We start from the raw sequence: 25,185 nt of genomic DNA on the forward strand, positions 1-25,185 counted from the left end.
CGGCGGCCTCAGTGGGCCGGGGTGCCGACCGGCAGGTCGCCCGGCACCTCCAGCACCGCCCGGAGGCCCCCGAGCGCCGCCTCCTCCAGGGTGAAGCGCCCCCGGTACAGGGCGGCGAGGTCGGCCACGATCGACAGGCCGAGGCCGGAGCCGGGCTTCGATTCGTCGAGGCGGCGCCCCCGGCCGAGCACGGCCTGCCGGGCCTCCGGCGGCAGGCCCGGACCGTCATCCTCGATGGCGACGACGAGGTGGGGATAATCGTCCTTGCTCACCGCCTCGGCCCGGATCGCCACCCGGCCGTGGGCCCACTTGGACGCGTTGTCGACGAGGTTGCCGACCATCTCCTCGAAATCCTGGCGCTCGCCGCGGAAGCGCAGGCCCGGCGGCACGTGGACGTCGTAGGCGATGTCCTTGTCGCGGTAGATCTTCCCGAAGGTGCGCACGAGGCCGGCGAGCGCCGGCTCCACCTCCGTGGAGGTGCCGAGCGTGCCGGCGAGCGCCGCGGCGCGGGCCCGGTCGAGGTGGTAGTTGACCTGATCGCGCATGACCGCGGCCTGCTCGCGGATCTTCTGCGCCAGCTCCTCGGGGGCGTCGGAGGCGCCGACCTCGTTGACGATGATCGAGAGCGGCGTCTTCAGGGCGTGGGCGAGGTTGCCGACCTGCGTCCGGGCGCGCTCCAGGATCTCGCGGTTGGTCTCGATCAGGAGGTTCACCTCGCCGGTGAGCGGCGCGATGTCGCGGGGATAGGTGCCGGTGATGCGGTCGGCCTCGCCCCGGCGGACGGCGCCGAGCGCGGCCCGCATCTTCTTGAGCGGCGCGAGGCCGAACCGGATCTGCAGCAGGGTGGTGATCGCCAGCGACAGGCCGAGCAGGCCGAAGGTGATGGTCAGCGAATTCCGGAACCGGTCGACGTCGTTGACGATCTCGTCGGCGGGCCCCGCGACCCGGACCGTGTAGCGGCCCTCCTCGCCGAGATCGACGTCGCGCTCCATGATGCGCAGGAGGCGTCCGTCCTGCCCCTTGCCGTAGCCCTGGCGGATCTGCCCGACCCCGACCTTGCCGTCGGAATCGGTGGCGGGCGGGAGCGGCACGCCCACCAGGGAGCGGGAGGTGCGCACGTCGCGCGGCTTCGCGTCGGGCTTGCCGACCTGCCAGTACCAGCCGGACAGGGGCAGGTCGAAGCGCGGGTCGCCGAGCGAGAAGGTCCGGCTCTCGGGGTCGTTGGGCGACACGAGGTCGGTGGCGAGATTGTTGGCGAAGACGAGGAGCCGGCTGTCGAAGGAGCGCTCGGTGTTCTCGCGGTAGAGGGTCGTGAGGATCCAGGCCGCAATCAGCAGGATCGCGGAGCTCGACAGGAACGCCGACACGGCGAGTCGCACCGCGATGGAGCGGCGGCGCAGGGAGAAGAGGCCGATGAGGTCGATCATGGAGGCGTCGGTCGCTCAGACGGGCGGCGCCGCGTCGTGGACGAGGCGACCGTCGACGCGATCGTCGAGGGGTCCGCGGGCGACGCGCGCGGCCGCCCCGACGCCGATCAGCGCCGCGCGGTCGCGGAAGCCCGGAACGCGCGGCCGCGCTCACATCCGGGCCGGCGGCTGGTTGGGATCCACGAGGTAGCCGAGGCCGCGGACGGTCTGGATCAGGTCCACCGCGAGCTTCTTGCGCAGGCGGCCCACGAACACCTCGATCGTGTTCGAGTCGCGGTCGAAATCCTGGTCGTAGAGGTGCTCGGTGAGTTCGGCGCGGGACACGACCCGGCCGGTATGGTGCATCAGGTAGGAGAGCAGCCGGTACTCGTGGCTCGTCAGCTTCACCTGGGCGCCGTCGACGAAAACCTTGCCGGAGCGCGTGTCGAGGGTCACCGGCCCGCAGGCGATCTGGCTGGTGGCGTGGCCGGCGGCGCGGCGCAGCAGGGCGCGCACCCGGGCCATCAATTCCTCCATGTGGAAGGGCTTGGTGACGTAGTCGTCGGCGCCGGCGTCGAAGCCGTCGACCTTGTCGGACCAGCGGTCCCGGGCCGTGAGGATGATCACCGGGGTCTTCACGCCGGCCCGGCGCCACTTCTGCAGCACCGTGACGCCGTCGGCCTTGGGCAGGCCCATGTCGAGGATGATGGCGTCGTAGGGCTCGCTCTCGCCGAGATAGCCGCCCTCCTCGCCGTCATAGGCCTTGTCGGCGACGTAGCCGGCCTCCTCCAGCGCGGCCACGACCTGCCGATTGATGTCCTTGTCATCCTCCACAACCAGCAGACGCACGGCTCACTCCCTCCGAAACGGTCCCGGCGCCCGCTCAATACTGTCCCGCCACGGTGCCGGTGCGCGCATCGACAATCACGTGCACGAAATGCCCGTCCCGGCGCAAGGCGGTGAGCATGTAGACGAGACCGTCCGCGTGGCGGCAGAGGCTCGCCCGCTGGATCTCGGCCCGGGGGATCACCGTGCGGGCGGCGCGGATCGCCGCGACCGGAGGGATCACCCGCCGCTCGCCGACCTCCTCGCGGAGGTCGGCGGGGGACAGGCAGCTCTCGATCCGCAGCGGCGCCTGGCTGGACACCGCGCCCGTCTGGGGGGCCGGCCCGTCATCGGCCATGGAGCCGAGACCGCCCGCGGCGAGGGCCGCGGCGGTCAGGCTGATGGCGACGAGGGCGATGGCGTAGCGCATTGGCAGACGATGTGAGCCCAGGGCACTGAATGCGTCCTGAATACGTAGCCGTGCGTCGGCCCCGGCATTCGTCGGCGGCGGTCCGGACAGTCCCTTCGCGGTTGACTCGGTGGCGGGCGGCATCGTGCGGACATGACGGCCGAGGCGGCGCCCGGTTCCACGCCGCGCGCCGCTTCCCACAGGCGCCGCGGCCGGTCTCACGGTGACGGCGCCGGCCCGGGNTCTGCCCGCGTGGGAATGATGTGCGGCCGCTCCGGCGAATACGGCGACGGCGAAGATCCGACCGACGTACCATTCCCGAAGACCCAGTTCGTCTATCCGCATATCAATGATGCGGAGATGGATAGCTGCATCGAGAGCGGGTTCGTCTTCGCCGGCGGTGCGGGGGGGCCCCGTCGGGCGAGACCTTCAGGGTGAAGTCGTCGCTGCCGAGGGTGCCCAGCAGCGCCCGCGCCGCGTAGCCGGTCTCGAAGACCAGCGCGGCGTCGCGTGCGGCGGATTGCCGGTTGACGGAGACCCGCATGTCGCCGGTGCCCGGCGTGGCGTCGTCCCAGGTCAGGAGCGCGGAATCGGACTTCACCGCGAGGCGGTTCGTGGCGTCGGCGGCCGTGTTGATCCCGAGACGGGCGACGCTCTGGAGCGCGCCCAGCATCCGGCGGAGGCTCGTCCAGGCCGCGCCGTCGAACACGTAGAGGTCGGCCTCGTCGATCAGCCAGGCGAGCCAGCCGGCCCGCGGCACCGCGCCGGTCCAGACGCCGTCGGCGTAGCGCACCACCTGGCCCGCGAGCCCCGCCCAGGCGCCCCCGGGCTCGGCGGCGACCACGAGGTAGCGGTCGCCCTCCGCGGGGGCCGGGGGCGGCGCGGCGAGGTCCTTGTCCAGGCACGCCAGCTGGACCAGCGCGTCGAGGAGGTCGAGCGCCTCGTTGTGGGTGACGTGCTTCTGCGCCTGGCTCGCGGCGATCAGCGGCAGGCCGAGACGGGGCGTGGCGTCGGACATGGGGCGGCTCCCGGACAGTCAGGCCGAGCGGACGGGGATTCGGACGCGGCGGGCGGGGCCGGGGCCGGCGACGAGACCGATCTGCGCCACCGCGACGTCGAGATGCGTCTGGGCGCCGCCGAAATCGGCCGCCTCGTCCGCGTAGAGACAGTGCTGGGCCTCGGCCCGGACCGTCCGCAGGGCCGCGCCGGCGGCCGAGAACACCGTCACCGCGTAGGCTTCCGGCTCGTCGCGCGGGATCTCGGCCGGCTCCCAGGAGTCGCCGTCGCGACGGGCCCGGCGGATCCACGAGAGCAGCACGCCGTCGGTCGCGCGCCGCGCCCGCAGGTGGACCGGCCGCAGGGGCATCAGCGCCGCGAGGCCGGCCGTGGCGGTGATCTCGGTGAAGGCCGGATCGGCCGGATCGCGGTCCGCCGGCCCGATCCGGTAGCGGAACGCGCGGCCGACCTCGTCCAGCCGGTCGACCAGGGGCGTCACGGCACCGTCGTCGAGGCGGACGATCAGGCTCCCCGCCGGGCTGACCCGCCCCGCCGCCGCCTCGCTGCCCGCGAGCCCGCGCAGGAACCCGGACAACCGGCAGGCGTCGGGCCCGGTCAGGACCGCGGACGCGGCGCCGAGCAGCTCCACGGTCCCGTCCGCGCCGAGCAGGGCGAACAGGTTGCCCCCGGCCAGCATCGCGCCCGCCCCGATCGACGCGAGGGTCGCGCCGCGCCGCAGGGCGACGTCGAGGTGCACGCCTCTCTGGATCCGCCAGAGCGGGCCGGGCGGCAGCGCCGACAGGGTGCGCCCGAGGCAGGCGATCAGCCGGTCGAGCAGCGCCTCCGCCAGCCCGTCGGCGGTCTCCCGGCGGGTGACGATCGCCGCCTCGACCCGGGTCTCGCGCCGCCGCAGGCCGGCGGGCCGCACGGCCGAGGCCGCGGCGCGGCGGTAATCCGGGCTCTCGGAATCGGTGATCGCGAGTTCCACGGAGCGCGGCAGGGCGCTCTCCTCGGCCCGGACCTGGTGCAGGACCGGCCGCTCCTCCGACAGCCGGACGAGGTCGCCCTCGGCCAGGATCGCGGGCCGGTCGCGCCGTGGACCGCGCAGCCGCAGGGTCCCGGCCACCGCCGAGACGTCGAGGCCGTAGACCTCCGCGAGGGTCTCCAGGGCGCCCCGCGCCGTGAGTGGCCGGTCGATCACGTAGCCGTCGAGATAGGCGGCGGCCTCCACGGAGACCGGCGCGTCGAACCCGAAATCCGCCAGGATCCGCTGGACCAGCAGGTCGAGGTCGCAGCCCTCGATCCGGCCGGTGATCCAGTGGCCGACGCGCCAGTTGGCGGCGTCGGCCCAGACGCCCCGCACCGTCGGGAAGGCCGGGAAGGGCCGCGCGTCCCAGGCCCAGACGAAGATCCCGTCGGGATCGACCATGCGGCCGCCGTAGACCGGCGAGACCGGGTTGTCGGCCTCCCGGAAGCCCGGCACGGCCGGGTCGAACCGCGCGATCACGGCCTCCAGCCCGCGGAGCTGGATCAGCTCGTCCCGCAGGGCGCGGGATCCCGGCGGGAAGGCGCTCTCGGACGATTTCGGGTCCGGGAAGACGTTGGGGCCGTTGGTGCCCTTGTCCACCGCCGGAACGCCGATCTCGGTGAGCCAGATCGGCTTGCCGGCCGGCACCCAGGCGGTGGTGCGGGTCTCGACGCCGCCGTCGCGCTCCACGTGCGGGCTCGACCACCACGCGACGAGGTCCTTGGCCCGGTAGAGCCACGGCTTGCCGGCGGCGCCGTCGGTGATCGGCCGGCGGGCCTGGGCGGCGCGGTCGGCGGCGTCGGCGTAGTACCAGTCGAAGGCCTCGCCGGACGCCCCCCGGGCCTTCAGATAGGCCCGGTCGGCGATGTCGCCCGTCACCGCGAGATCGGCGTGGTCCGGGTCGTCGCGCCAGTCGGAGACGGGCGGGTACCAGTCGATCCCGACGGCGCCGATATTCGGGTCGGCGAACAGGTCGTCGAGGGGGAAGCGGACGGTGGCGCCGCCGTCGCCCACATGGGCGCCGTACTCGGTCCAGTCCGCCGCGTAGACCAGGGTGACGGCCGGGCCGAGGCGGTCGCGGAGCGCGGCGGCGAGCGCGCGCAGGGCCTGCACCGCCGGGTAGCCGNCGCCATGGTGGGGCTCCGGGATCGACCGACTCGCCCGCGACACGCCGGCCTCGGCGCTCACCGGGGCCGGGCTGCAGGTCGGACTCCGCGTCGCCGCAGCCTGTGGGGACCTCCGGAAACCGGAACGCCCCCGTCGCGTGCCGCCGCCACCATCCGGTGAGCGCGACCTCGGTGACGGCGGCCCCGTCGTGGGCGTGGATCATCGCGCCGGCGCCGGTGGCGATGGCGCAGTGGCGGGCCGGCAGGTGGCGGCGGAAGGCGAAGAGCAGGACGTCGCCCGCCCGGGGCGCCGCGCCCGGCAGGCATCCGGGCACCGGCACGAGGTGGCGGGCGGCCGCCTCGGTGAGCGGGTCGGTCCCGGGCGCGGCCGATTCCGCCCAGGTGCCGGAATAGGGCGGCGGCACCTCCGGCTCGGCGCCGTAGAGCCCGCGCCAGACCCCGCGCAGCAGGCCCAGGCAGTCGCAGCCCACGCCGCGCAGCGACGCCTGGTGGCGGTAGGGCGTGCCCAGCCAGAGCCGCGCCTCGCCGAGCGCCGCGACACCGATATCTCGGCCGCTCTCGCGCCGCATCGCGCTCATCGGAACAGGCTCCCGCCGTCGAGGATCGGGTCCGAGCCCGGGACCGCCCGCATCACCGCGTCGTTGCCGGGCATGTGCGGGAAGCCCTGGAAATTGACCGCGTTGGCGAAGCGGTCGCGGCAGGTGGCGAGGCGCTTGTCGCACCCGGCCGTGAGGCTGAACCCGTCGCCGGCGGCGACCGGCCGGGGCGGCACCGTCCAGAGCTCGATCAGCGGCCCGAACTGGAGGCGCACGTCCGCCGCGAGCCCGGCATTGGCGCCCATCGTCCAGGTCAGCCGCCCGCCGGTGAACAGGCCGTCCGCGAAGGACCCGGCGAGCGCCGCCGCGAGCGTGGCCGGCTCCGGGACGCCGGTCACCCGGCCGGCCGTCGTCCACGCGGCGCGGTCCACCCGGCATCGGGCATCGCCGAGATCGGCGCCGCAGGTCGCCCGGTAGGTGCGGCCCCGCTCGGCACCGAGCCGGTGCGCGAGGCCGCGCAGCTCGGCCACGAAGGCGTCGCCGTCCCGGCGCACCTCGCCGATCGTGGCGACGTCGAGGAGGAGCCGGGTCTCGGGCTCGGTCCAGTCGACCAGCCAGGTCTCCACGGCGGCGCCGTCGTAGAGGCCGCCGGCGATGTCCGCCTCGGTGAGGCCGAGGCCGCTCAGCGCCCCGGCCACGTCGCCGCCCGAGACCGCGAAGCCCAGCTCGGCACCGGCCTCGGCCGCCTCCAGCCCGGTTCGGGCGGCGTGGACGAGCCCCGCGACGGTCAGGTCGCGGTCGTGGTCGGTGAAGCCGAGGGCGAGCCCGTCCCGCCGCCGCAGCGACCAGCAGCGGCACAGGGTCGTCACCCCGCCGGCGAGATGGGCCGCGAAGGCCTCCGGGATGTCGCGCATGGGGTCCCGCCTCCTCAGGGCACGATCTCGACGAGCGGCACCTTCGGGATCTCGCCGGCCGTGAAGGCGGCGAGGTCGATCGTCAGCGCGTCGGTGTCGAAGCGGACCGGCACGTCGAAGGTGAAGCCCGCCGTCACGGCGGCGCCGGCGGGCGGGACGTGGCCCGGCGCGAAGACGACGAGGCCGGTGGTCGGGTCGCACGCACAGGCGCCGGGTTCGACCTCCCGGCCCGCCACCGCGACCCGGACGCTGCCCGCCACCGGCTTGGCGATCCGGCGCCGGTAGGGCGCGAAGCCGGCGCCGTAGGTCTTGACCAGCGGGAAGGACGCGGTGGCGCCGTCGCCGGTGCCGAGCGGCTGGTCGAGGGCGCCGATCGGCCGGCCGGGCGGTCCGGAGCGGCTGTCGACCCGGTCGCGGAACCGGAAGCCGTAGAGCCGCCCGCGCCGCTCCTCGAAGAAGGCCAGCACGGCGTGCAGGGCGTCGAGGCCGCGCAGCCCGAAGCCGGCCTCGTAGCGGCGGCGGGAATCGGCCCAGCGGCCGTTCCGGTGCTCCCGGCCCGAGGCCAGGGTCACGATCTCGGTGAGCCGCTGCGGGCCGCCGCCGGCGCGCAGCGAGACGTCGAGGGGGAACAGCACTTCGTGGAAATCGTCGGCCATGGCGAACTCGGCTTCCGGAACGGGCATCGGCGGCGGGCGTCGTCACGTCGCCCGCTGGCCGCGCGCCACCGCCCGGGCGAGGCTCGCGGTCACCTGCGCCTCGGAGCGGCGGAAGGCCCCCGGATCGGGGGTCGCGATATGGACCGTCACGGAGACCGGCCGCGCCGCGGCGGCGCCCGCCGCCACGCCGNACGGCGCGGCCCGGCCCGGCGACCCGCGCTCCACCGGCACCTACCGCAGCATCGGCCTGCCGGTGATCGAGCCCTACGGGCCGAGCCGCCTCCTGGTCTGGCTGAAGGGCGCGGGCGGCGGCGCCTGCCAGGGCGATTCCGGCGGCCCGATCGCGGGGCCGGACGGGGCGATCCTCGCCCTGTCGGCCTGGATCGGCGGCGCCTGCGGCGGCCTGACCCAGGGCGTCCTGGTGGGGCCGCAGCGGGGCTGGATCGACCGCGTGCTCGGCGGCTGGGACCGGACGGCGCGCTGGTCGGAGTAGCGTCGCGGCGCCGCGTGCGCGGGGAACCTCAGCTTGGCCGGGCTATTGCCTTGCTCTAGGCTCACGCGGCGCCGCCCCCGGCGTCACACACCCGCGCCTCCGCGCGCCCGGAGTTCCCGATGTCCCCTCGCCCGATCCGAAAGGCCGGCCCCCGCGAGCGCAGCCTGCGCGGCGGGCTGTGGGGCGGGATCCTGGGCGTGGCGCTGCTCGGCGCCCTCGGCGGCCTGCTGCCCACGCCCGCCGCGGCGGTGATCAACGGCACGACGACGCGGGACCCGAACGGGGCGCGCAGCTTCGTGGTCCGGATCGAGAGCACCGAGGGCGAGATCTGCTCGGGGACGCTGATCGCCCCGGACCTCGTGCTGAGCGCGGCCCACTGCGTGATGCGGCCGGCCGGCTACACGGTGATCAGCGTCGACCGGAACTTCCGCCAGCACCGGACCGCGGTGATCACCGCCTCCATGCACCCGGACTTCGTGTCCGGGACGACGCCCGAGGACCAGCCCGGGGTCGATCTGGCCCTGCTCAAGCTCGAGCGTCCGCTGGGCAACGACTTCGTGCCCCTCGATCCCCGGGGCGCGGCCTCGATCTCCGACGGGCAGCCCGTGGACATCGCGGGCTTCGGCGTGGTGGCCGAGAACCGGCGGAACTCGGCGCGGACCCTGCGCCTCGCCCACCTCGTGTCGATCGGCTCGCTCCAGGTCGCCAACCGGGTGACCGTCGTGACCGACCGGCGGCGCATGGCCGAGACCTCGGGCGCCGGCGCCTGCCTGGGCGATTCCGGCGGCCCGATCCTGACCGGCGGCCCCGGCGGCTACCGGATCGTCGGCGTGGTGAGCTGGTCCAGCGGCGCCCTGCAGCAGGGCGCGCGCCGGACCGCCTGCGGCGGCTTCACCGCCGTGACCCCGGTGGCCGAGCATGCCGGCTGGATCGCCGCGCGCGCGGCGGAGCTGTCGCGCATCCAGGTCGGCGAGACCGCGCCCCGCGGCACCCGGTCGGACTGGATGGCCCGCCCGGGCCGCCGCCACTAGAACGACCCCGGCACGGCCCCGCCGCGGCAAACCCGCCGCCCTCCCCCGGATCCTTCGCGCCTGCGGGAACCCGGGGGCCGATCGGCACTTTTCGCATCCGAACCTTCCCGGCTCACGGAGCGAGAGCATGGCCGACACCGGCACCAGCAACACCCCGCGGACGCACAAGACCCGCAACAACACCGACTCGAACGCCAAGAAGGTCTCGATCGAGGCGCTGAACGCGCGGCTCGCGGACGGGATCGACCTCGCGCTCGCGATCAAGCAGGCCCACTGGAACCTCAAGGGCCCGCAATTCATCGGCGTCCACGAGATGCTCGACGGGTTCCGCACCCAGCTCGACGAGCTGAACGACAGCGTCGCCGAGCGCGCGGTCCAGCTCGGCGCCACGGCCTTCGGCTCGACCCAGACGGTCGCCGAGCGCACCAAGCTGCCGGCCTACCCGACCGGCATCTACGCCATCGCCGACCACATCGCCGCGCTGATCGACAGCTACGCCGCCTACGCCAACGCGGTGCGGCAGAACATCGACGAGACCGACGAGGCGGGCGATCCCGGCACGGCCGACCTGTTCACCGAGATCTCGCGGGCGGTCGACAAGCACCTCTGGTTCCTGGAGGCGCACGTGCAGGAGCCGACCGGCACCCTGCGCGACGGCAACCCGGGCCGCTGAGTGCCGACGCGGACCGCGGCCACACCGCGGTCCACCTTGCCGTGGGCGCTCAGGAGAACTTCAGCAGCTTGAGCGCGTCGAAATCCTGGACCCCGCCGCCGACGCGCTTGGTGGTGTAGAACAGCACGTAGGGCTTGGCCGAGTACGGGTCGCGCAGCACCCGCATCCCGGTCCGGTCGACCACGAGGTAGCCCCGGCGGAAGTCGCCGAAGGCCACCGAGAGGCTGTCCTTGGCGAGGTCCGGCATCGCCTCGGCCTCGGTGACCGGGAAGCCGACCAGCGTCGCGGCCCGGCCGGCGGCGAGGGGCGGCTGCCAGAGATAGTTGCCCTCCGAATCCTTGAACTTGCGGATCGCGCTCTGGGTGCGCCGGTTCATGACGAAGCCGGCATTCTGCCGGTAGGCCGCCCGCAGCCCGTAGATCAGGTCGAACAGCACGTCCGCCGGGCTGGCCGACGGGAAGGCCCCGGCCGCCCCGGTGCCGACCGTGCCGATCTTGCCCGGCACCCAGGCGGCGTTGGCGACCGTGTCGTAGCTCAGGAAGCCCCGCGGGCGGCTCGCGCCGTTGCCGGAGACGAAGGCGACGCCCTCCTGCTCGGCGAAGGCGGTCTCCACCTCGGCCGAGAGCCACGCGTCGAGATCGACCACGGCGTCGTCGAGGAGCGTCTGGGTGGCGGCCGGCATCGCGTAGAGTTCCATGGCGGGGAACGCGATCTCCGACAGGGCCGGCGCGGCGGTCTCGGGCCGCGGCGCGATCTCGGCGGCCCAGCCGGTGACCGGCGCGCCCACCGAGACGGCGCGCTTGTACTGGGCGCCCGAGATCGGCTGCACGCTGGCGATCGCCCGGATCGGCGAGACCTGGCCGAGGCGCGCCAGCACGGTCCGCTCGATCGTGTCGGGGACGAGGTAGCCGCCGTCCGGCCCGGAGCCGGCCGACAGCGCCTTGGCCTCCAGACGCTTCAGGCCGGCGCTCTCGCCCGCCCGGACGTAGAGGTCGAAGGCGGCCTTGTGCTCGTGCGCGGCCCCCGCCTCCCGGACGTCCGGCTGGCCGAGGGGCGGGCGGGCCCGCTCCAGGGCGATCCGGTCGAGGCGGGTGCGGGCGGCGTCGAGGGCCGCGTCGATCCGGGCGAGCTTCTCCTCGGTGAGAACGTCGACGCCGAGGCGGCCCTCGATCCGGTCGATCCGCGCGTCGTTCGTCTCCTTGAAGGCCGCGAAGGCGGCGGCGAGCTCGTCGAGGGCGGAGCGGACCGGGCCGCCCTCGGGCCGGGCGGCCTTGTTCTCCAGCGGCGGCAGGCCGCAGGGCGGCGCGAGGGCGGGATCGGCGATCGGGGTCTGGGCGTCCATGGCGGGCCTCGTCGAGGTGGAAGTCAGGAGCGCGCGGCCGGCAGCGGCCGAGCGATGGGTCCGGCGGCGGGTCTCGCGGCAGGTCTGGCGGCAGGTCTCGCGGCGCCCTTCGGGCGTCCGCCTCCGGGTCGGCGCCCGGGCTCGGGACCGGGCGCGCCCTGGCCCCCGGCTGCAGCGGGAAGGTCACGAGCGAGATCTCCCAGAGGTCGACCTGCTGGAGCCGGCGCTCGCCGCCGGCGCCCTTCCCGGCGCGCACCGTGCGGAAGCCGATCGAGAGCCCGTCGAGGCCGCCGCCGCGCAGCAGGGCGTCGACCTCGCGGCCGCGCTGCACCGCGAGGTTGAGCTGCCCCTCCGCGAACAGGCCGCGACCGTCCTCGCGCAGGGCGAGCCAGCGGCCGATCGGCTCGGCGGGATCGTGCTGGAACAGGAGCCGCACGCCCGCGGCCCCGCGGCGGGCGAGGCTCGCCGCGAAGGCGCCCGAGACCACCACGTCGCGGCCGAGATCGGGCACGCCGAACAGGCTGGCATAGCCGGAGAAATGGCCGTCCATGGGGGATCCTCGGATGGGACAGTGAGGGCCCGCCCCGCGCCTCAGGGCGGGCCCGGCGCCCGCGGCATCGCCGGCGGGTAGCCCACGGCCTCCCGCTTCTCCGACACCGAGAGGAAATCCGCGGCCTGGACCCGGCGCCACAGGGATTCCCGCTCGCCGGCCAGCGCCTCGATCCGGTCGAGGTCCGGCTCGAGGTCGACCGCGCCGAAGGCGGGCTCCAGCCAGCCCGCCAGCGCCCGGGCGGTGCGGGCCGCGAGGGGGATCAGCGTCTGGCGGTAGAGGGCGCGGTTGGCCTCGGCGTAGTTGGCGTGGGTGTTGTCGCCGGCGAGGCCGAGCAGCAGCGGCGGCACGCCGAAGGCCAGGGCGATCTCCCGGGCGGCCGCGTCCTTGGCCGCCACGAAATCCATGTCGCGCGGCGAGAGCGCGAGCGGCTTCCAGTCGAGGCCGCCCTCCAGCAGCAGCGGCCGGCCGGCATTGGCGGCGCCCTGGTAGTTCGCCTCGAGCTCCGCCTTCAGCCGGTCGAATTGCGGCTCGGACAGCGTCGCCCCGGCGAAGACCAGGGCGCCGGACGGCCGGGCGGCGTTGTCGAGCAGCGCCTTGTTCCAGGCGCTCGCGGCGTTGTGGATGTCGAGGGCCGCGGCCGCCGCCGCGATCGGCGCGAGGCCGCCGGTCTCGTCCTCCGGGTGGAACAGCGTCAGCGCCAGGATCGGCGCCACGGCGGTCCCCGGCTCGGGCAGGTCGAACCGGCGGCTGCGCCCGCCCGCCGTGTACAGGTAGGCCGCCGGCCAGCCGTCCGGGCCCGGCAGCACCCGCATCCGCCCGGGCCGAAGGGCCTGGAGGGCCGCGACCCGCCCGTCGAGGCTCACCGCCTCCAGGTAGGCCGTGCCGGTGAGGAGGAGGTCGGCGTAGAGCGTCTCCAGGAGGTGYGGGCCGCTCTCCCGGGGGTTCGGCCGCGCCAGCAGGGCGAGCAGGTCGCCCGCGCGCTCGGCGCCGGGGCCGGTGGCGATCAGCGGCAGGCCGGCGGCGCTCTCGGCGACGAGCCGCACCGCCCGGTGGACCACCGGGTTGGCCTGATAGCCGGCCCGGGCGAGNGGCCGCGGGGTCGCCGCGCCCGGTGACCGCCGGCGGCAGCGGCAGGTCAGCCCCGAAGGCCGTGGCCATCATCGCCGGGTCGAGCCGGCCGAGCCCCAGGATCTCGGTGACGTCGCCGGGATCGGCGCCCGGCGTGCACAGCAGGCGGATCAGGGCGGCCCGGCGCGCCGCGGGCCAGCGCCCCGTCAGGAGCCGCGGCCGTTGCCGCCGCGGCCTCGGCCAGCCGGCCCGGACGTTCCAAGTGTGCACCGTCTTCGGGTGGACGCCGAGACGGGCCCCGATCGCGTCGCAGGTCAGGTCGGTCTCGCGCAGCAGCGTCAGGGCCTCGGCGCGGCTGTCCGCCCTGCTGGGAGGGGGTGGCCACATCGGCGTCTCTCCGCACACGTCTCGACCGTGCCTGGTTGATACCCCGGCAGCGCGCCGGTGTCAAGTGCAAATTCCTATCTCTCGACCGTAATAGGAATTAAGGCACTTGTGCAGGCTCAGGCCTCCCAGCGCGACACGCCCCCGTGGCCCGAGCAGGTGCCGCGATGGGTGTGGCTGAAGCTCCAGGTGCCATCCCGGCACTTGGCCGTGGCGCCCGCGGGCTTCCGGCCGTCGAGGCTCTCGGCCGGCCGGTGGACGTCGGACCCGTCCCGGCTCCGGTAATGGCCGTGGCGGTCGAGGTTCCGGTCGTCGGGCTCCGCGAACGGCCGGGCGACGGCGCCGCCCGACAGGCCGAGGAGGACGAGGCCGGCCAGCACCGGCCACCGGGCGGCGCCCCGGGGAGGCGCCTGCCCGCGGTGGACGGACGGTGTCGCGATCGGCACAGGCAGCACAGCAGCCTCAAGGTTGTGTCTAAAGCCAAGAGACACAACCAAGACGAGGCGTCACGAACGATCTGTGGTTATCCCAAGGCCGGCTACAGGTTGTGCAAGCGGTTCGCGGGCAGCGCGCGGACCGGGCCTCGGCCGGGGCCGCCCGACCGGCTCGCCCGCGCCCGCGCGGCGGATCGCGGGCAGGGCCGCAGGTCAATCCGCATGCCCCGTGCGGGACCCCTCGGCGACGGCATGCTGAACGGGCTCGAAAGGTATTGTCGCTAATGTCTTGGTGAATGGCAGTTCTGAAGGCGGTTCAGGACCGGAACGGCCGTCCGGTCGACACGTTGACCGGCGCCATCCGCACGCAGGCGTCGCCTCTCACGCAGTCCGTCAGAGTGAATCGGGTACAGAATGGTCGGTGAGCCACCAGGGTCCGGCGCGGAAGACCCGCTCGGCAGCGGCCCCACGGGGGATCCTGGTCGGGGTCCGGCACAGGGCACCGCGGAAGCCGCCGCCCTGAGCGACAGCTTCAGGCGATTCGCCGACGTCGTGCCGCTGATGATGTGGCGCTCGGACGAGGCCGGCCACGCGATCCACCACAACGAGTGCTGGCTGGAATTCACCGGGCGGCCCCTGGAGGCGGAGCTCGGCCTCGGCTGGCGCAGCGGGCTGCATCCCGAGGATTTCGAGCGCCATGCCCGGATCGTCGCCGCGGCCTTCGAGGCGCGGGCGCCGTTCACCGTCGAGTTCCGCCTGCGGCGGCACGACGGCGAGTACCGCTGGCTGCTCGACACCGCCCGGCCCCTCGTGGAGGACGGCCGGTTCCAGGGCTATCTCGGCTCCTGCTTCGACATCACCGACCGCAAGCACGCGGAGGAGCACATCGAGCACGCGCTGGCCGAGAAGGAGGCGCTGCTGGCCGAGGTCTACCACCGGGTCCGCAACAACCTCCAGGTGATGGTGAGCCTGATCGGCCTGTACGGCCGGGCGGCCCCCGATCCCTGCCGCGGCAGTTTCGAGGCGTTGGGCCAGCGGGTCCGGGCGATCGCGCTGGTGCAGCAGCACCTGCACGAGGCGCCGCACATCGCGTCGATCGACCTGAAGGACTACCTGCACCGCCTCGCCTCCGGGCTCGGGCAGCTCCGGCGGGCCGGGCGGATCGGCGTCCAGGTCGGCGGCTCCGGGAACGGCCTCGTGGAGCCGCGCACCGCCAACGCCCTGGGCATGATCGTCGCGGAGATCGTGGCCGAGTGCCTCGACGCGACCGCCGAGCACGTCGCCTGCTCGATCGCCATCGGCATCGAGGCCGGCACGCCGCTGCGCCTCTCGATCGTCTCGGGGGTGAGCGACATGGCCGCGTCCGGGCGGCCGAACGTCCCGAAGCTCGGCCCGCGCCTCATCGCCGCCTACGCGGCCCAGGCCGAGATCGCGGTCGCGGGCGATGCCAGCCCGGGCGATCCCCTGTGGCTGACCCTGCCGTCGACGCGCCCCGGCGCGCAATGAGCGCCCGCGGCGCCGGACCCCGTCGCCACGGCGGCGCGGCCGGCCTATAGCGGCGCAGACCCTTCCGGACCCGGCCGAGCATGCTCCCTCCGATCGACACCATCATCGAGAATTTCGAGATCGTCGACGACGATGACATGCGGCTCGAGTACCTGATCGAGCTCGGCCGCGCGCTGCCGCCGATGCCCGAGTCGGAGCGGACCGAGGCGAACCGCGTCCACGGCTGCGAGAGCCAGGTCTGGATCGACACGCGGGCGGAGCCGGCGGACGGCACGCCGCGCCTCGTCCTGCACGGCTTCAGCGATTCGTTCATCGTCCGCGGCTTCGTGGCGCTGATGATCGCGCTCTACACCGGCAAGACGCCCCAGGAGGCCGCCGAGACCGACGGCCTCGACCTGTTCCGGCAGCTCCGCTTCGGCGCCCACGTCACGTCGAAGCGCTCCAACGGCGTGCGGGCGATGGCGGAGCGCATCCACCGCGACGCGGTCCGGCTCGCCGCCGAGGCCTGAGCCGCCCGGGCGGCCTCACCCCCGCCACAGGCGCAGGCGGGCCCGGTCCGGACCGGTCGCCTCCCGCTCCAGACCGTAATGCTCGGCCAGTCGCCCCAGGGCGATGCGGGCCACGACCTTGGCGGAGCGGGCCGGCCAGCGCCGCTCGGCCTCGATCCGCTCCAGGCCCTTCAGGAAGCCGCACAGGTCGATCAGCAGGCCACCTCATGCAGCGGTCCGTCATTCCGGGGCGCGGGAGGCGCGCCCGGAATCCAGACCCGCCTGCCGTCCCGGAGGAGACCGACGATCCTGCCGGGTCGCGCGCGCGTCTGGATTCCGGGCTCCGCTCCGCGGCCCCGGAATGACGGGTTTGTTCGTCCCGGGTCGAGCGGCGCTCAGGCCCGGGCGTGATTGGANATGCGGGCCACGACCTTGGCGGAGCGGGCCGGCCAGCGCCGCTCGGCCTCGATCCGCTCCAGGCCCTTCAGGAAGCCGCACAGGTCGATCAGCAGGCCCGACAGGTCGCTCCCGACCGCGTCGAGGGCGCCGCGCACCCGCTGCCGGGCCGCGATCACGTGGTCGGCCGCGGAAGCCGGGTCGCGCGGGCCGCCGCCGTCGATCCGGGGCGCCCCGAGATCCGCGCCCATCCGCGGCAGCAGGGCGGCGGTGGTCATGTCCCGCCGCAGACGCTCCCCGGCCTCGAAGGCGGCCGCGTCGATGAGCGGCGCGCCGTCGCGGTCGCGCCGGCGCACCATCCAGGCCAGGGGGTTCTCGGCGGCGTTGCGCAGGACCGGCCCGGCGCCGCCCTCCACGACGGCGAGGTCGCGGTGCTGGGCCGCGAAAGTCAGGTCGCCCGGCCGGGCCTCCCGGCGCAGGCGCGCCCGACCCGCCTCGCTGATCGTCAGGCGCGTGCCGGCCGCGTTCCACGTCGCCAGATCGGCCGCCGCCAGGGCCCGCCCGGAGCCGGCCGCGAAGCGCCCGCTCCCCACCGAGATCCCGTCGCCGCCGCGCCGGGCGACCAGCGCGTCCTCCACCAGCGGGTCGGGCCGCGCGTAGGCGCCCGGCTCGCCGAGCCGCGCCAGCAGGCGCGTCGCCTCCGCCGGCAGACCGTCCGGGGAAGCGCCGCGCGATCCCGCCCCGGTCGAGGCAGAACGGCCGCCCTTGGCAAGTTTGTTCATGTTTTGTTCCGTGTATGTTACGACGGACGTGAGAACCCCCAGTTTGCCAGGAAGACTCAGAAGGTCAAGGCTTTTTTACCTACAACCCACAGCTATCTCGCGGCGGCGGCGCGCGTCGGCGGACGGTGCAGGATGTCGGCGATCTCGCTCTCCGACTTGCCGCTGACCTCGTAGCCCATCGCCTCGAACCGCTCGATCAGCGCGGCGCTCTCGGCGGCGGAGCGCGCCGCCCAGGTCGCCAGGACGTCGTTCACGCGTTCCAGGTCCGCGGCGGGGTGATCGTCCTGGGGATCCGGCTGCGGGTCGGGGATCGCGTCCATGTTGCACCTCGGGATCGAACCGGCGACCGTGAACGGCGCCACGGCCGGCGGATCAACGCCCGAGGTCGGAACCGGCTCCCGGCCGAGCCGGCTCTCCCGGCTCACGCCCGATCCGCGGCCGCCCTCAGAAGTCCCGCTGCACCCGCGCGCGCACCTGGATGACGTCGACGTGGCGGGCGGTCGAGACCGGGTTGGCAAGGTTGTTGACGTAGGCCGCGTTCTGGTTGGGATACCGGCCCAGGTCGAGGATGCGGCCGCTCCGCGGCCCGTAGCGCGTGTAGATCGCCTCGACGCCGATATCGAACTCCTTCACCGGCGACCAGATCAGGTTGCCGCCGACGACGAAGCGGTAGCTGTCCCGCAGGACCTGGCTCAGGTCGAAGAACCGCGTGCCGGGGGTGCCCGGCCCGGTCCCGGTCGCGCCGAAATAGGCGCCCTGCGCCGCGCGGGCGCCGCGGGCGAAGCTCAGGGCGCCGTAGGACCCGAAGAAGGCGGAGCGGATCGCGGGCGTCCAGTAGTGCAGCATCGCCGCCGTGAACGAGTAGCTCGTCGACAGTTCCAGGCGCTGGGTGAAGGGGTTGATCACGCCGTCGCTGAAGAACTGGGAGAAGGCCGCCCCCTGCACCGCGGTGGCCGACTGTGCCCAGGGGCCGTTATAGGCCGGGAGGCCGGTATACAGGGCGGTGCCCTCCCCGTAGGCGCCCTGAAGGTAGAGGGTGTCGCCGGTCGCTATGAACGGCAGGTTGACCTTCACGCCGCCCTGCACGGCCCAGCCGAAGGCGGAGGCCGCGCCGCCCGGCGCGCGGTTGTTGCCCACCGAGACGGGCGCGCCCAGGTTCGTGCCGGCGAACGACACGCTGCTGAGCAGGCCGTGGTTGACCTCGTGCACGGCCCCCGACAGCTGCGCGGAGCCCCAGGCTTGGTCGGAGCGCAGCACGCCGACGATGTCGGGCATGCGGCTGCGCTGGACCGTGTCGACGAAGCCCACGCCGGTCGGCCGGCCGGCGGCGTCGTACCCGACGAAGATCGGCGCGACCGGATTGCCGGGCGAGAAGATGGCGCCGGGGTTCGGGAATGCCGAGGCCGCGGCGTTCTGGGACGCGTAGACCGGCGTGCGGCGGAACATCGGGTCCTCCACCGACAGCGAGGCGGACAGGCCCTTGCCCAGCGTCGCCGTGTAGGCGGCGAGGTTGGTCGCGGGATTGTCCGAGCCCATGCTGGCGACGATGAACTCGAAGTCGTGGGCGTAGAAATCGAAGAACGACGAGGCGCGGCCGGCGGTCATGCCGGCGAACTGGATGAACGCCTTGTCGACGTTGAACTGCTGCTGGGCCCGGCCGAACTGGTCGGCGCCCAGGGCCGGGAAGGCGCCGCCGATCCGGTTCAGCGCGCCGGCATGCATCGTGGCGAAGCCGGTCCGGCTCCCGGCGTCGAGGCGCAGGAAGGCGCGCAGCGTGCCGTAGGACGTCTGGCTCCGGGCATCGAGGTTGATCCGGAGGCGGCCCTGGTAGCCGCTGTAATCCCCGGGCGTGGCGGTGGCGGTGCCCGAGCGGCTGTAGGAGGGCTGGTACGCGTACTCGTAGCGCGCGCGGCCGGAGAGGCGCAGGCAGGTGTCCGTGCCGGGGATGAAGAAGAAGGCCTGGCCGTAGGCCGAGCAGATCCGCACGTGCTCGATGAGCTGAGATTTTCGCCGATCGGGAAGTTCCGCCGCCTCCGCCGGCAGACTCAGCAACCCCGCCACACCCGCCAGAACGCCCGTTGTCCCCCGTCCCGTACGATGTTTCCGGTACTCCGCACACAGAACATGCATCGAATCTGCCATTCCACCATCCACACATCCCCCATTAGGTCGGACGGATCGCGGAGCCGGATAATCCCGGGGCGATTGTCTCCAGCCTGTGCTCGGCTCGACTTGTCAGGATCTGTGCCGCGCCCGCGGCGCTCCGGTGCCGGTGCCCGGCCGGGATCGGCCGCTGCGCCGAGCTCCCGACGGGTTCGAGGGCCTCGCCGAGACCGTCCGACCGGGCCGCCCCGGCGCGGGTCCGGNCCCGGCGCGGGAGCGCGCCGGCGGCACAGGGCTCCCGCCCCGGCCCTGCCCCCGGACGCCTTGCATCCGCGCGCCCGGCGGGACACATCCGCTCACCCGGACGCGACACCGGCGCGCGACGGGACCCGACGGGAGAGACGATGACGGAGATCGGCCACGGCTTGCTCGCGCACAGGACCGGCGCCCCGGTGGCCGAGGCCCGGCCGCGACGCTTCAGCGTCCACGGGCAGGAGATCACCGACGACTACGCGTGGCTGAAGGCCGAGAACTGGCAGACGGTCCTGAAGGACCCGGCCGCGCTGCCGGACGACATCGCCGCCTACCTGAAGGCCGAGAACGCCTTCGCCGAGGCGGCGCTCGCCGGCAGCGCGGATCTGCGGCGGCAGCTCGTCGCCGAGATGCGCGGGCGGATCCAGGAGGACGAGAGCGGCGTCCCAGAGCCGGACGGGCCCTTCGCCTACTACACGCGCCACCGCGAGGGCGGGCAGCACCCGCTGATCTGCCGGCGGCCGGCAACGTCGCCCGACGTACCCGATTCGGGCGCGGACCCGGACGAGACGATCCTCATCGACGGCGACCGCGAGGGCGAGGGCCTGCCGTTCTTCGAGATCGCCGCCGCGGTGCATTCCGACGACCACGCCCGGCTCGCCTGGAGCGTCGACACCAAGGGCTCGGAACTCTACACGATCCGGGTGCGCGACGTCGCCACCGGCCTCGACCTCGACGACCGCGTCGAGGCGACCTCCGGCGAGGCGGTCTGGGCCGCGGACGGTGCGAGCTTCTGGTACGTGGCGGTGGACGCGAACCACCGGCCCGCCAAGGTGATGCGCCACCGCGTCGGCACGGGGCAGAGCGCGGACGAGACCGTCTACACGGAGGCCGACGCCGGCTACTTCGTCCACATCGGCAAGACGCAGTCCGGCGCCTTCCTCGACGTGACGGTGAGCGACCACGAGACTTCCGAGGTCCGGCTGCTCGACCGGCACGCCGAGGACGCGCCCCTGCGCGTCGTCGAGCCGCGCACGCCGCTGCTGATCTACGGGGTCGAGCACCGCGGCGACCGCCTGTTCATCCGCACCAACGCGGACGGCGCCGAGGACTTCAAGATCGTCACAGCGCCGCTCGACGATCCGGGCCGCGCCCGCTGGACCGACCTCGTGCCGCACCGGTCCGGGGTGATGATCCGCCACCTGCACCTCCTCGCCGGCCACCTCGTCCGGCTGGAGATCGAGAACGCCAGGCCGCGGATCGTCGTGCGCGACCTCGCCGACGGCACCGAGCACACGGTCGCCTTCGCCGAGGAGGCCTACTCCCTCGGCCTGCGGGCCGGCCTCGCCTTCGACACGGCCACGATCCGCTTCGTCTACTCGTCGATGACGACCCCGTCGGAGACCTGGGACTACGACTGCGCGGCCCGCACCCGGCTCCTGCGCAAGCGGCAGGCGGTGCCGAGCGGCCACGACCCGGCCGCCTACGTGACCCGGCGGCTCTTCGCCACCGCGCCGGACGGCGAGCAGGTGCCGATCTCGCTCCTGCACCGCCGCGACCTCGCCCTCGACGGCGGCGCGCCACTGCTGCTCTACGGCTACGGCTCCTACGGCACGCTGATGCCGGCGGCGTTCCGCACGAACCTGCTGAGCCTCGTCGACCGCGGCTTCGTCTACGCGATCGCCCATATCCGCGGCGGCACCGAGAAGGGCTGGCGCTGGTACCTCGACGGCAAGCGCGAGAAGAAGCCCAACACCTTCACGGACTTCATCGCCTGCGCGCGGGCGCTGATCGAGGCCCGCTACACGTCCGAGAAGCGCATCGTCGCCCATGGCGGGTCGGCGGGCGGGATGCTGATGGGGGCGGTGGCCAACCTCGCGCCGGAGCTGTTCGCCGGGATCGTCGCCGACGTGCCCTTCGTCGACGTGCTCAACACCATGCTGGACGCGGAGCTGCCGCTGACCCCGCCGGAATGGCCCGAATGGGGCAACCCGGGCGAGAGCGAGGCCGCTTTCCGGACGATCCTGTCGTACTCGCCCTACGACAACGTCGCCGCCAAGGACTACCCGGCGATCCTGGCGCTCGGCGGGCTCACCGACCCGCGGGTGACCTACTGGGAGCCGGCCAAGTGGGTCGCGCGGCTGCGCGCCACCATGACGGGCGGCGGGCCGGTGCTCCTGCGGATCAACATGGAGGCCGGCCACGGCGGCGCCGCCGGCCGGTTCGACCGGCTGGAGGAGGTGGCGCTGATCTACGCCTTCGCGCTCATGGTGGTGGGGAAGGCGTAGAGCCGCCACCGCGCGCGGGCACGGGGCCCGACAGGGTGCTGGCCCGAGGCCTTCACGGAAGCCGGCTCCCTCCCGCCCTCAGGACGCGGCCGGCCTCACGGGCGAACCTCTGCGGGCGCCGGCGAGGGGGCGCCCGCCTCCGGATTGCGCGGCCGCCTCGCCGCCTCCTCGGCGGCCCTGTCGGCGGCAATCCTGTCGGCGGCGGCCTTCTCGGCCGCGGCCTTGAGGGCGGCCGCGCGGGCCCGGTCCATCTCGATCCGGGCGCGGCGGCGCTGCCGCTCCACCTGGTCGGCCTCGGTCAGCTCGATCGTCTCCAGCTCGCGCTGCAGCACGAAGGCCGCGAGGCCGTTCGACAGGGTCCCGACGTCCAGCACCCGCTCCGGCGCGCCCAGCGGCCCGGTCAGGCCGAACTGGATTGCGGGCGGCCCGGAATTCCAGCCGCGCGGCACCGGGCCGCCCGCGAGCGTGCCGCGGACGTCGAGGCGGCCCGCGCGCAGGTCGTCGCCGACNCGGACCGGGCGGCCGGCCGCGGAGCGCGACGAGCCCGGAGGACGCGGATCACCCCGGCGCGGACAGCCGCGCTTCATGGCTCCGCGCCCCCGCCGCGGCGCGAACGGCCTCGACGCCGTTCGCGATTTGGTCCAGGGATGCGGGATGCAGAACCCCCCGCATCCGCAGTCCGCCGGGGACGGCGCGCCCGCCACGTCCATCGCCGCCCGCGCCATGGGCGCCCTCCGCCGCGAGGCGGCCGGCTACCTCGAGGGGCTGAACCCCGAGCAGCGCCGCGCCGTCGAGACCACGGAGGGCCCGATCCTGGTGCTGGCCGGCGCCGGCACCGGCAAGACCCGGGTGCTGACCACCCGCATCGCCCACCTGATCGCCACCGGGCGGGCGCGCCCCTTCGACATCCTGTCGGTGACCTTCACCAACAAGGCCGCCCGGGAGATGAAGCACCGGATCGGCGCGCTGATCGGGCCGGCCGGCGAGGGCATGCCCTGGCTCGGCACCTTCCACGCCATCGGCACCAAGATCCTGCGCCGCCACGCCGAGCTGGTCGGGCTCAAATCCGACTTCACCATCCTCGGCACCGACGATCAGCTCCGGCTGATGAAGCAGGTCATCGCCGACCAGAACGTCGACGAGAAGCGCTGGCCGGCCCGGGCCCTGTCCCACGCCATCGACGGCTGGAAGAACCGCGGCCTCGGCCCCGAGCAGGTGCCCCCGGGCGAGGCCGCTTCCTTCGCGTTCGGCAAGGGCGGCGCCCTCTACACCGCCTACCAGGCCCGGCTCGCGACGCTGAACGCCGTCGATTTCGGCGATCTCCTGCTGCTCTGCCTCAAGCTCTGGCGGGAGAACCCCGACGTCCTGGCCAATTACCAGGACCGGTTCCGCTACATCCTGGTGGACGAGTACCAGGACACCAACGTCGCCCAGTACCTGTGGCTGCGCCTGCTGGCGCAGTCCCGGAAGAACATCGCCTGCGTCGGCGACGACGACCAGTCGATCTACGGCTGGCGCGGCGCCGAGGTCGACAACATCCTGCGCTTCGAGCACGACTTCCCGGGCGCGGTGGTGGTGCGGCTGGAGCGCAACTACCGCTCCACCGGCCACATCCTGGCGGCCGCCTCCGGGCTGATCGCCAAGAACGAGAGCCGCCTCGGCAAGACCCTGCGCACCGACGACGAGCCGGGCGAGCGCGTCACCGTGACGGGGGCGTGGGATTCCGAGGAGGAGGCGCGGATGCTCGCCGAATCGATCGAGTCCCTCCAGTCCAAGCAGCACCCCCTGTCGGAGATCGCCGTGCTGGTGCGGATCTCCGCGCAGATGCGCGAGATTGAGGACCGGTTCGTCCAGCTCGGGCTGCCCTACCGGGTCATCGGCGGCCCGCGCTTCTACGAGCGCGCCGAGATCCGCGACGCGCTGGCCTACCTGCGCGCCACCGTGAACGTCAGCGACGACCTCGCCTTCGAGCGGATCGTGAACACGCCGAAGCGCGGGCTGGGCGACGCCACCCTGCAGCAGCTCCACACCTACGGCCGCGCCAACCGGGTGCCGCTGCGGATCGCCGCCGCGCGCCTGTGCGAGACCGACGAGCTGAAGCCCCGGGTCCGCTCGACCCTGCGGGCGCTGACCGAGAGCTTCACCCGCTGGGCGCGGCTCGCGGAGTCGCAGCCGCACAGCGAGGTCGCGCAGACCATCCTGGAGGAGTCCGGCTACACCGAGATGTGGCAGAAGGACCGCTCCGCCGACGCCGCCGGCCGGCTGGAGAACCTGAAGGAATTCGTCCGCTCGATGGAGGAGTTCCCCGACCTCGCGGCCTTCCTGGAGCACGTCTCCCTGGTGATGGAGGCCTCCGAGGCGGAGGGCGCCGAGCGGGTCTCGCTGATGACGCTCCACGCCGCCAAGGGGCTCGAGTTCGACACCGTGTTCCTCCCCGGCTGGGAGGACGGCCTGTTCCCGAACCAGCGGGCGCTGGACGAGAGCGGCCGGGCCGGCCTGGAGGAGGAGCGGCGCCTCGCCCATGTCGGGCTGACCCGGGCGCGCAAGCGCGCGAAGCTGTCCTTCGCGGTCAACCGGCGCATCCACGGGCTCTGGTCCTCGACCATCCCGTCCCGGTTCATCGACGAGCTGCCCGAGACGGCGGTCGACGTGGTCGAGGCCCCGGCCCACTTCTCGGCCGGCGCCTCCCGGTTCGACCGCAACCCGGCGCCGTTCGGGTCGAGCTACGGCACGCCGGGCTGGCAGCGGGCGCAGGCCAACACCGCGCCGGGAAGCCGGTTCGGGTCCGGATCGGGGTCCGGAGGCGGCTTCCGCTCGGCGGGCCCGGGCGGGCGGTCCGGCGGCCATGCCGGCGGCCCCCGCCAGATCGAGGGCGAGCTGATCGCCAAGTCGACGGGCGCGCCCTCGGCCTTCCAGGGCGGCCAGCGGGTCTTCCACACCAAGTTCGGCCCCGGAACGGTCGCGGCGGTCGACGGCAACAAGCTGACCGTTGACTTCGACAAGGCCGGCCGGAAGATGGTCCTCGACAGCTTCGTCCAGGCCGGATCGAGCTAGTCCCGCCGACCAAGCCCGGACGTGTCAGGGCGGCAGGGTCGGCCGGCTTCGCCCGCGCGGGCGGGGAGGATCGGAGATCGTGCCGGATGCCGCACCATCCCGTGTGATACGGTTCCCGGCCAGCGTTTTCCGTCCCTGCAGCCCGCACCGTCTTCGCGAGCGGAGCGCGGCCATCCAGGCTGGCCCGACATCGGCGAGCCTGGCGCCGCCGGGATCGCTTCGCCCCGCTCGCGAGGACGGCGGTGGCCCGTCAGCCGGACGTCGTATCGCGCGGCCCGTCGCTGATGCATCCGCGCCAGCCGCGCGGCTTTTTCGAAGCCTCGCCACCGACCGTCACCCCTTAGTCACACCCGACGCGCAATCGTCGGGCGCGAATCGCGATGGTGCGCCAGTTGCATCGCGTATTCGGCCGCGCACGGAACGTCGTGACGCTCTCCACAGG

The 25,185-nt window shown here is 74.0% G+C and carries 17 protein-coding genes and 8 pseudogenes; 7 read left to right on the plus strand and 18 right to left on the minus strand.

Going from position 1 to position 25,185, the window contains the following annotated elements; translation table 11 throughout:
• Window positions 1–8: 8 nt before the first annotated feature.
• The 9 genes and pseudogenes from MMR14E_RS15580 to MMR14E_RS15620 form a co-directional block, all read right to left on the minus strand.
• Window positions 9–1,427 (minus strand): sensor histidine kinase, encoded by a 1,419-nt coding sequence (locus tag MMR14E_RS15580; protein WP_331315518.1) that lies wholly within the window; start codon window positions 1,425–1,427, stop codon window positions 9–11.
• A gap of 150 nt (window positions 1,428–1,577) precedes the next feature.
• Complete coding sequence (locus MMR14E_RS15585; protein WP_012321897.1) at window positions 1,578–2,255, minus strand: response regulator transcription factor; 678 nt, start codon at window positions 2,253–2,255, stop codon at window positions 1,578–1,580.
• A 34-nt stretch (window positions 2,256–2,289) separates the two neighbouring features.
• Window positions 2,290–2,661 (minus strand): PepSY domain-containing protein, encoded by a 372-nt coding sequence (locus MMR14E_RS15590; protein ID WP_012321896.1) that lies wholly within the window; start codon window positions 2,659–2,661, stop codon window positions 2,290–2,292.
• A gap of 325 nt (window positions 2,662–2,986) precedes the next feature.
• A complete protein-coding gene (locus MMR14E_RS15595) occupies window positions 2,987–3,658 on the minus strand; it encodes a DUF2793 domain-containing protein (RefSeq protein WP_331315520.1) in 672 nt (223 codons plus the stop codon).
• Between the two features lie 18 nt (window positions 3,659–3,676).
• Window positions 3,677–5,788 (minus strand): annotated as a pseudogene (locus tag MMR14E_RS15600) (baseplate megatron protein TIM-barrel domain-containing protein); the annotation flags it as partial.
• 106 nt (window positions 5,789–5,894) lie between these two features.
• Window positions 5,895–6,368: pseudogene (locus MMR14E_RS15605) on the minus strand (NlpC/P60 family protein); the annotation flags it as partial.
• Window positions 6,365–7,240 carry a DUF2163 domain-containing protein gene (locus MMR14E_RS15610; protein ID WP_331315522.1) on the minus strand — a complete coding sequence of 292 codons (876 nt, stop codon included), beginning with the start codon at window positions 7,238–7,240 and terminating at the stop codon, window positions 6,365–6,367. The gene MMR14E_RS15610 and the pseudogene MMR14E_RS15605, both read right to left, overlap by 4 nt.
• Window positions 7,241–7,254: 14 nt before the next feature.
• Window positions 7,255–7,896, minus strand: a complete 642-nt coding sequence (locus MMR14E_RS15615; protein WP_331315524.1) for a DUF2460 domain-containing protein — start codon at window positions 7,894–7,896, stop codon at window positions 7,255–7,257.
• A gap of 42 nt (window positions 7,897–7,938) precedes the next feature.
• Window positions 7,939–8,127, minus strand: a pseudogene (locus tag MMR14E_RS15620) (phage tail tape measure protein); the annotation flags it as partial.
• Here MMR14E_RS15620 and MMR14E_RS15625 point away from each other — a divergent pair.
• The 3 genes and pseudogenes from MMR14E_RS15625 to dps form a co-directional block, all read left to right on the plus strand.
• Window positions 8,088–8,389, plus strand: a pseudogene (locus tag MMR14E_RS15625) (S1 family peptidase); the annotation flags it as partial. The pseudogenes MMR14E_RS15620 and MMR14E_RS15625 overlap by 40 nt on opposite strands.
• A 119-nt stretch (window positions 8,390–8,508) precedes the next feature.
• Window positions 8,509–9,420 (plus strand): S1 family peptidase, encoded by a 912-nt coding sequence (locus tag MMR14E_RS15630; protein WP_331315526.1) that lies wholly within the window; start codon window positions 8,509–8,511, stop codon window positions 9,418–9,420.
• Window positions 9,421–9,547: 127 nt separating this feature from the next.
• The gene (gene dps, locus MMR14E_RS15635) at window positions 9,548–10,093 is read left to right on the plus strand and encodes a DNA starvation/stationary phase protection protein Dps (RefSeq protein WP_331315528.1); all 546 of its coding nucleotides are present in this window, start codon (window positions 9,548–9,550) and stop codon (window positions 10,091–10,093) included.
• 49 nt (window positions 10,094–10,142) lie between these two features.
• On the opposite strand, the gene MMR14E_RS15640 is transcribed toward dps, so the two are convergent.
• From MMR14E_RS15640 to MMR14E_RS15655, 4 genes and pseudogenes are all read right to left on the minus strand, one after another.
• Window positions 10,143–11,435 (minus strand): phage major capsid protein, encoded by a 1,293-nt coding sequence (locus tag MMR14E_RS15640; RefSeq protein ID WP_331315530.1) that lies wholly within the window; start codon window positions 11,433–11,435, stop codon window positions 10,143–10,145.
• A gap of 136 nt (window positions 11,436–11,571) precedes the next feature.
• Window positions 11,572–11,985 (minus strand): annotated as a pseudogene (locus MMR14E_RS15645) (HK97 family phage prohead protease); the annotation flags it as partial.
• Window positions 11,986–12,026: 41 nt separating this feature from the next.
• Window positions 12,027–13,076: pseudogene (locus MMR14E_RS15650) on the minus strand (phage portal protein); the annotation flags it as partial.
• A 483-nt stretch (window positions 13,077–13,559) separates the two neighbouring features.
• Window positions 13,560–13,895: a DUF3761 domain-containing protein gene (locus MMR14E_RS15655; protein ID WP_331315532.1), complete on the minus strand. Its 336-nt coding sequence runs from the start codon at window positions 13,893–13,895 to the stop codon at window positions 13,560–13,562.
• A 393-nt stretch (window positions 13,896–14,288) separates the two neighbouring features.
• Here MMR14E_RS15655 and MMR14E_RS15660 point away from each other — a divergent pair, with 393 nt between their 5' ends.
• Both MMR14E_RS15660 and MMR14E_RS15665 read left to right on the plus strand, forming a co-directional pair.
• Window positions 14,289–15,380 carry a PAS domain S-box protein gene (locus MMR14E_RS15660; RefSeq protein ID WP_331315534.1) on the plus strand — a complete coding sequence of 364 codons (1,092 nt, stop codon included), beginning with the start codon at window positions 14,289–14,291 and terminating at the stop codon, window positions 15,378–15,380.
• Window positions 15,381–15,460: 80 nt separating this feature from the next.
• Complete coding sequence (locus tag MMR14E_RS15665) at window positions 15,461–15,889, plus strand: SufE family protein (RefSeq protein ID WP_331315535.1); 429 nt, start codon at window positions 15,461–15,463, stop codon at window positions 15,887–15,889.
• A gap of 15 nt (window positions 15,890–15,904) precedes the next feature.
• Here the strand turns inward: MMR14E_RS15665 and MMR14E_RS15670 are convergent.
• From MMR14E_RS15670 to MMR14E_RS15685, 4 genes and pseudogenes are all read right to left on the minus strand, one after another.
• Window positions 15,905–16,090 (minus strand): annotated as a pseudogene (locus MMR14E_RS15670) (DUF6456 domain-containing protein); the annotation flags it as partial.
• 173 nt (window positions 16,091–16,263) lie between these two features.
• A complete protein-coding gene (locus MMR14E_RS15675) occupies window positions 16,264–17,046 on the minus strand; it encodes a DUF6456 domain-containing protein (RefSeq protein ID WP_331315537.1) in 783 nt (260 codons plus the stop codon).
• Window positions 17,047–17,138: 92 nt separating this feature from the next.
• Window positions 17,139–17,471 carry a hypothetical protein gene (locus tag MMR14E_RS15680; protein ID WP_419539350.1) on the minus strand — a complete coding sequence of 111 codons (333 nt, stop codon included), beginning with the start codon at window positions 17,469–17,471 and terminating at the stop codon, window positions 17,139–17,141.
• Between the two features lie 19 nt (window positions 17,472–17,490).
• Window positions 17,491–19,188 carry a porin gene (locus MMR14E_RS15685; RefSeq protein ID WP_419539351.1) on the minus strand — a complete coding sequence of 566 codons (1,698 nt, stop codon included), beginning with the start codon at window positions 19,186–19,188 and terminating at the stop codon, window positions 17,491–17,493.
• A gap of 365 nt (window positions 19,189–19,553) precedes the next feature.
• On the opposite strand from MMR14E_RS15685, the gene MMR14E_RS15690 reads away from it, so the two are divergent.
• Window positions 19,554–21,689, plus strand: coding sequence for a S9 family peptidase (locus MMR14E_RS15690; protein WP_331315540.1), 2,136 nt, complete (start codon window positions 19,554–19,556; stop codon window positions 21,687–21,689).
• Between the two features lie 95 nt (window positions 21,690–21,784).
• Here the strand turns inward: MMR14E_RS15690 and MMR14E_RS15695 are convergent.
• Window positions 21,785–22,198 (minus strand): annotated as a pseudogene (locus MMR14E_RS15695) (AsmA protein); the annotation flags it as partial.
• A 145-nt stretch (window positions 22,199–22,343) separates the two neighbouring features.
• Here MMR14E_RS15695 and MMR14E_RS15700 point away from each other — a divergent pair.
• Window positions 22,344–24,743 (plus strand): ATP-dependent helicase, encoded by a 2,400-nt coding sequence (locus MMR14E_RS15700; RefSeq protein WP_331315541.1) that lies wholly within the window; start codon window positions 22,344–22,346, stop codon window positions 24,741–24,743.
• Window positions 24,744–25,185 lie beyond the last annotated feature (442 nt).

The organism is Methylobacterium mesophilicum (genome assembly GCF_036441335.1).
Taxonomy (GTDB): Bacteria; Pseudomonadota; Alphaproteobacteria; order Rhizobiales; family Beijerinckiaceae; genus Methylobacterium; species Methylobacterium mesophilicum_B.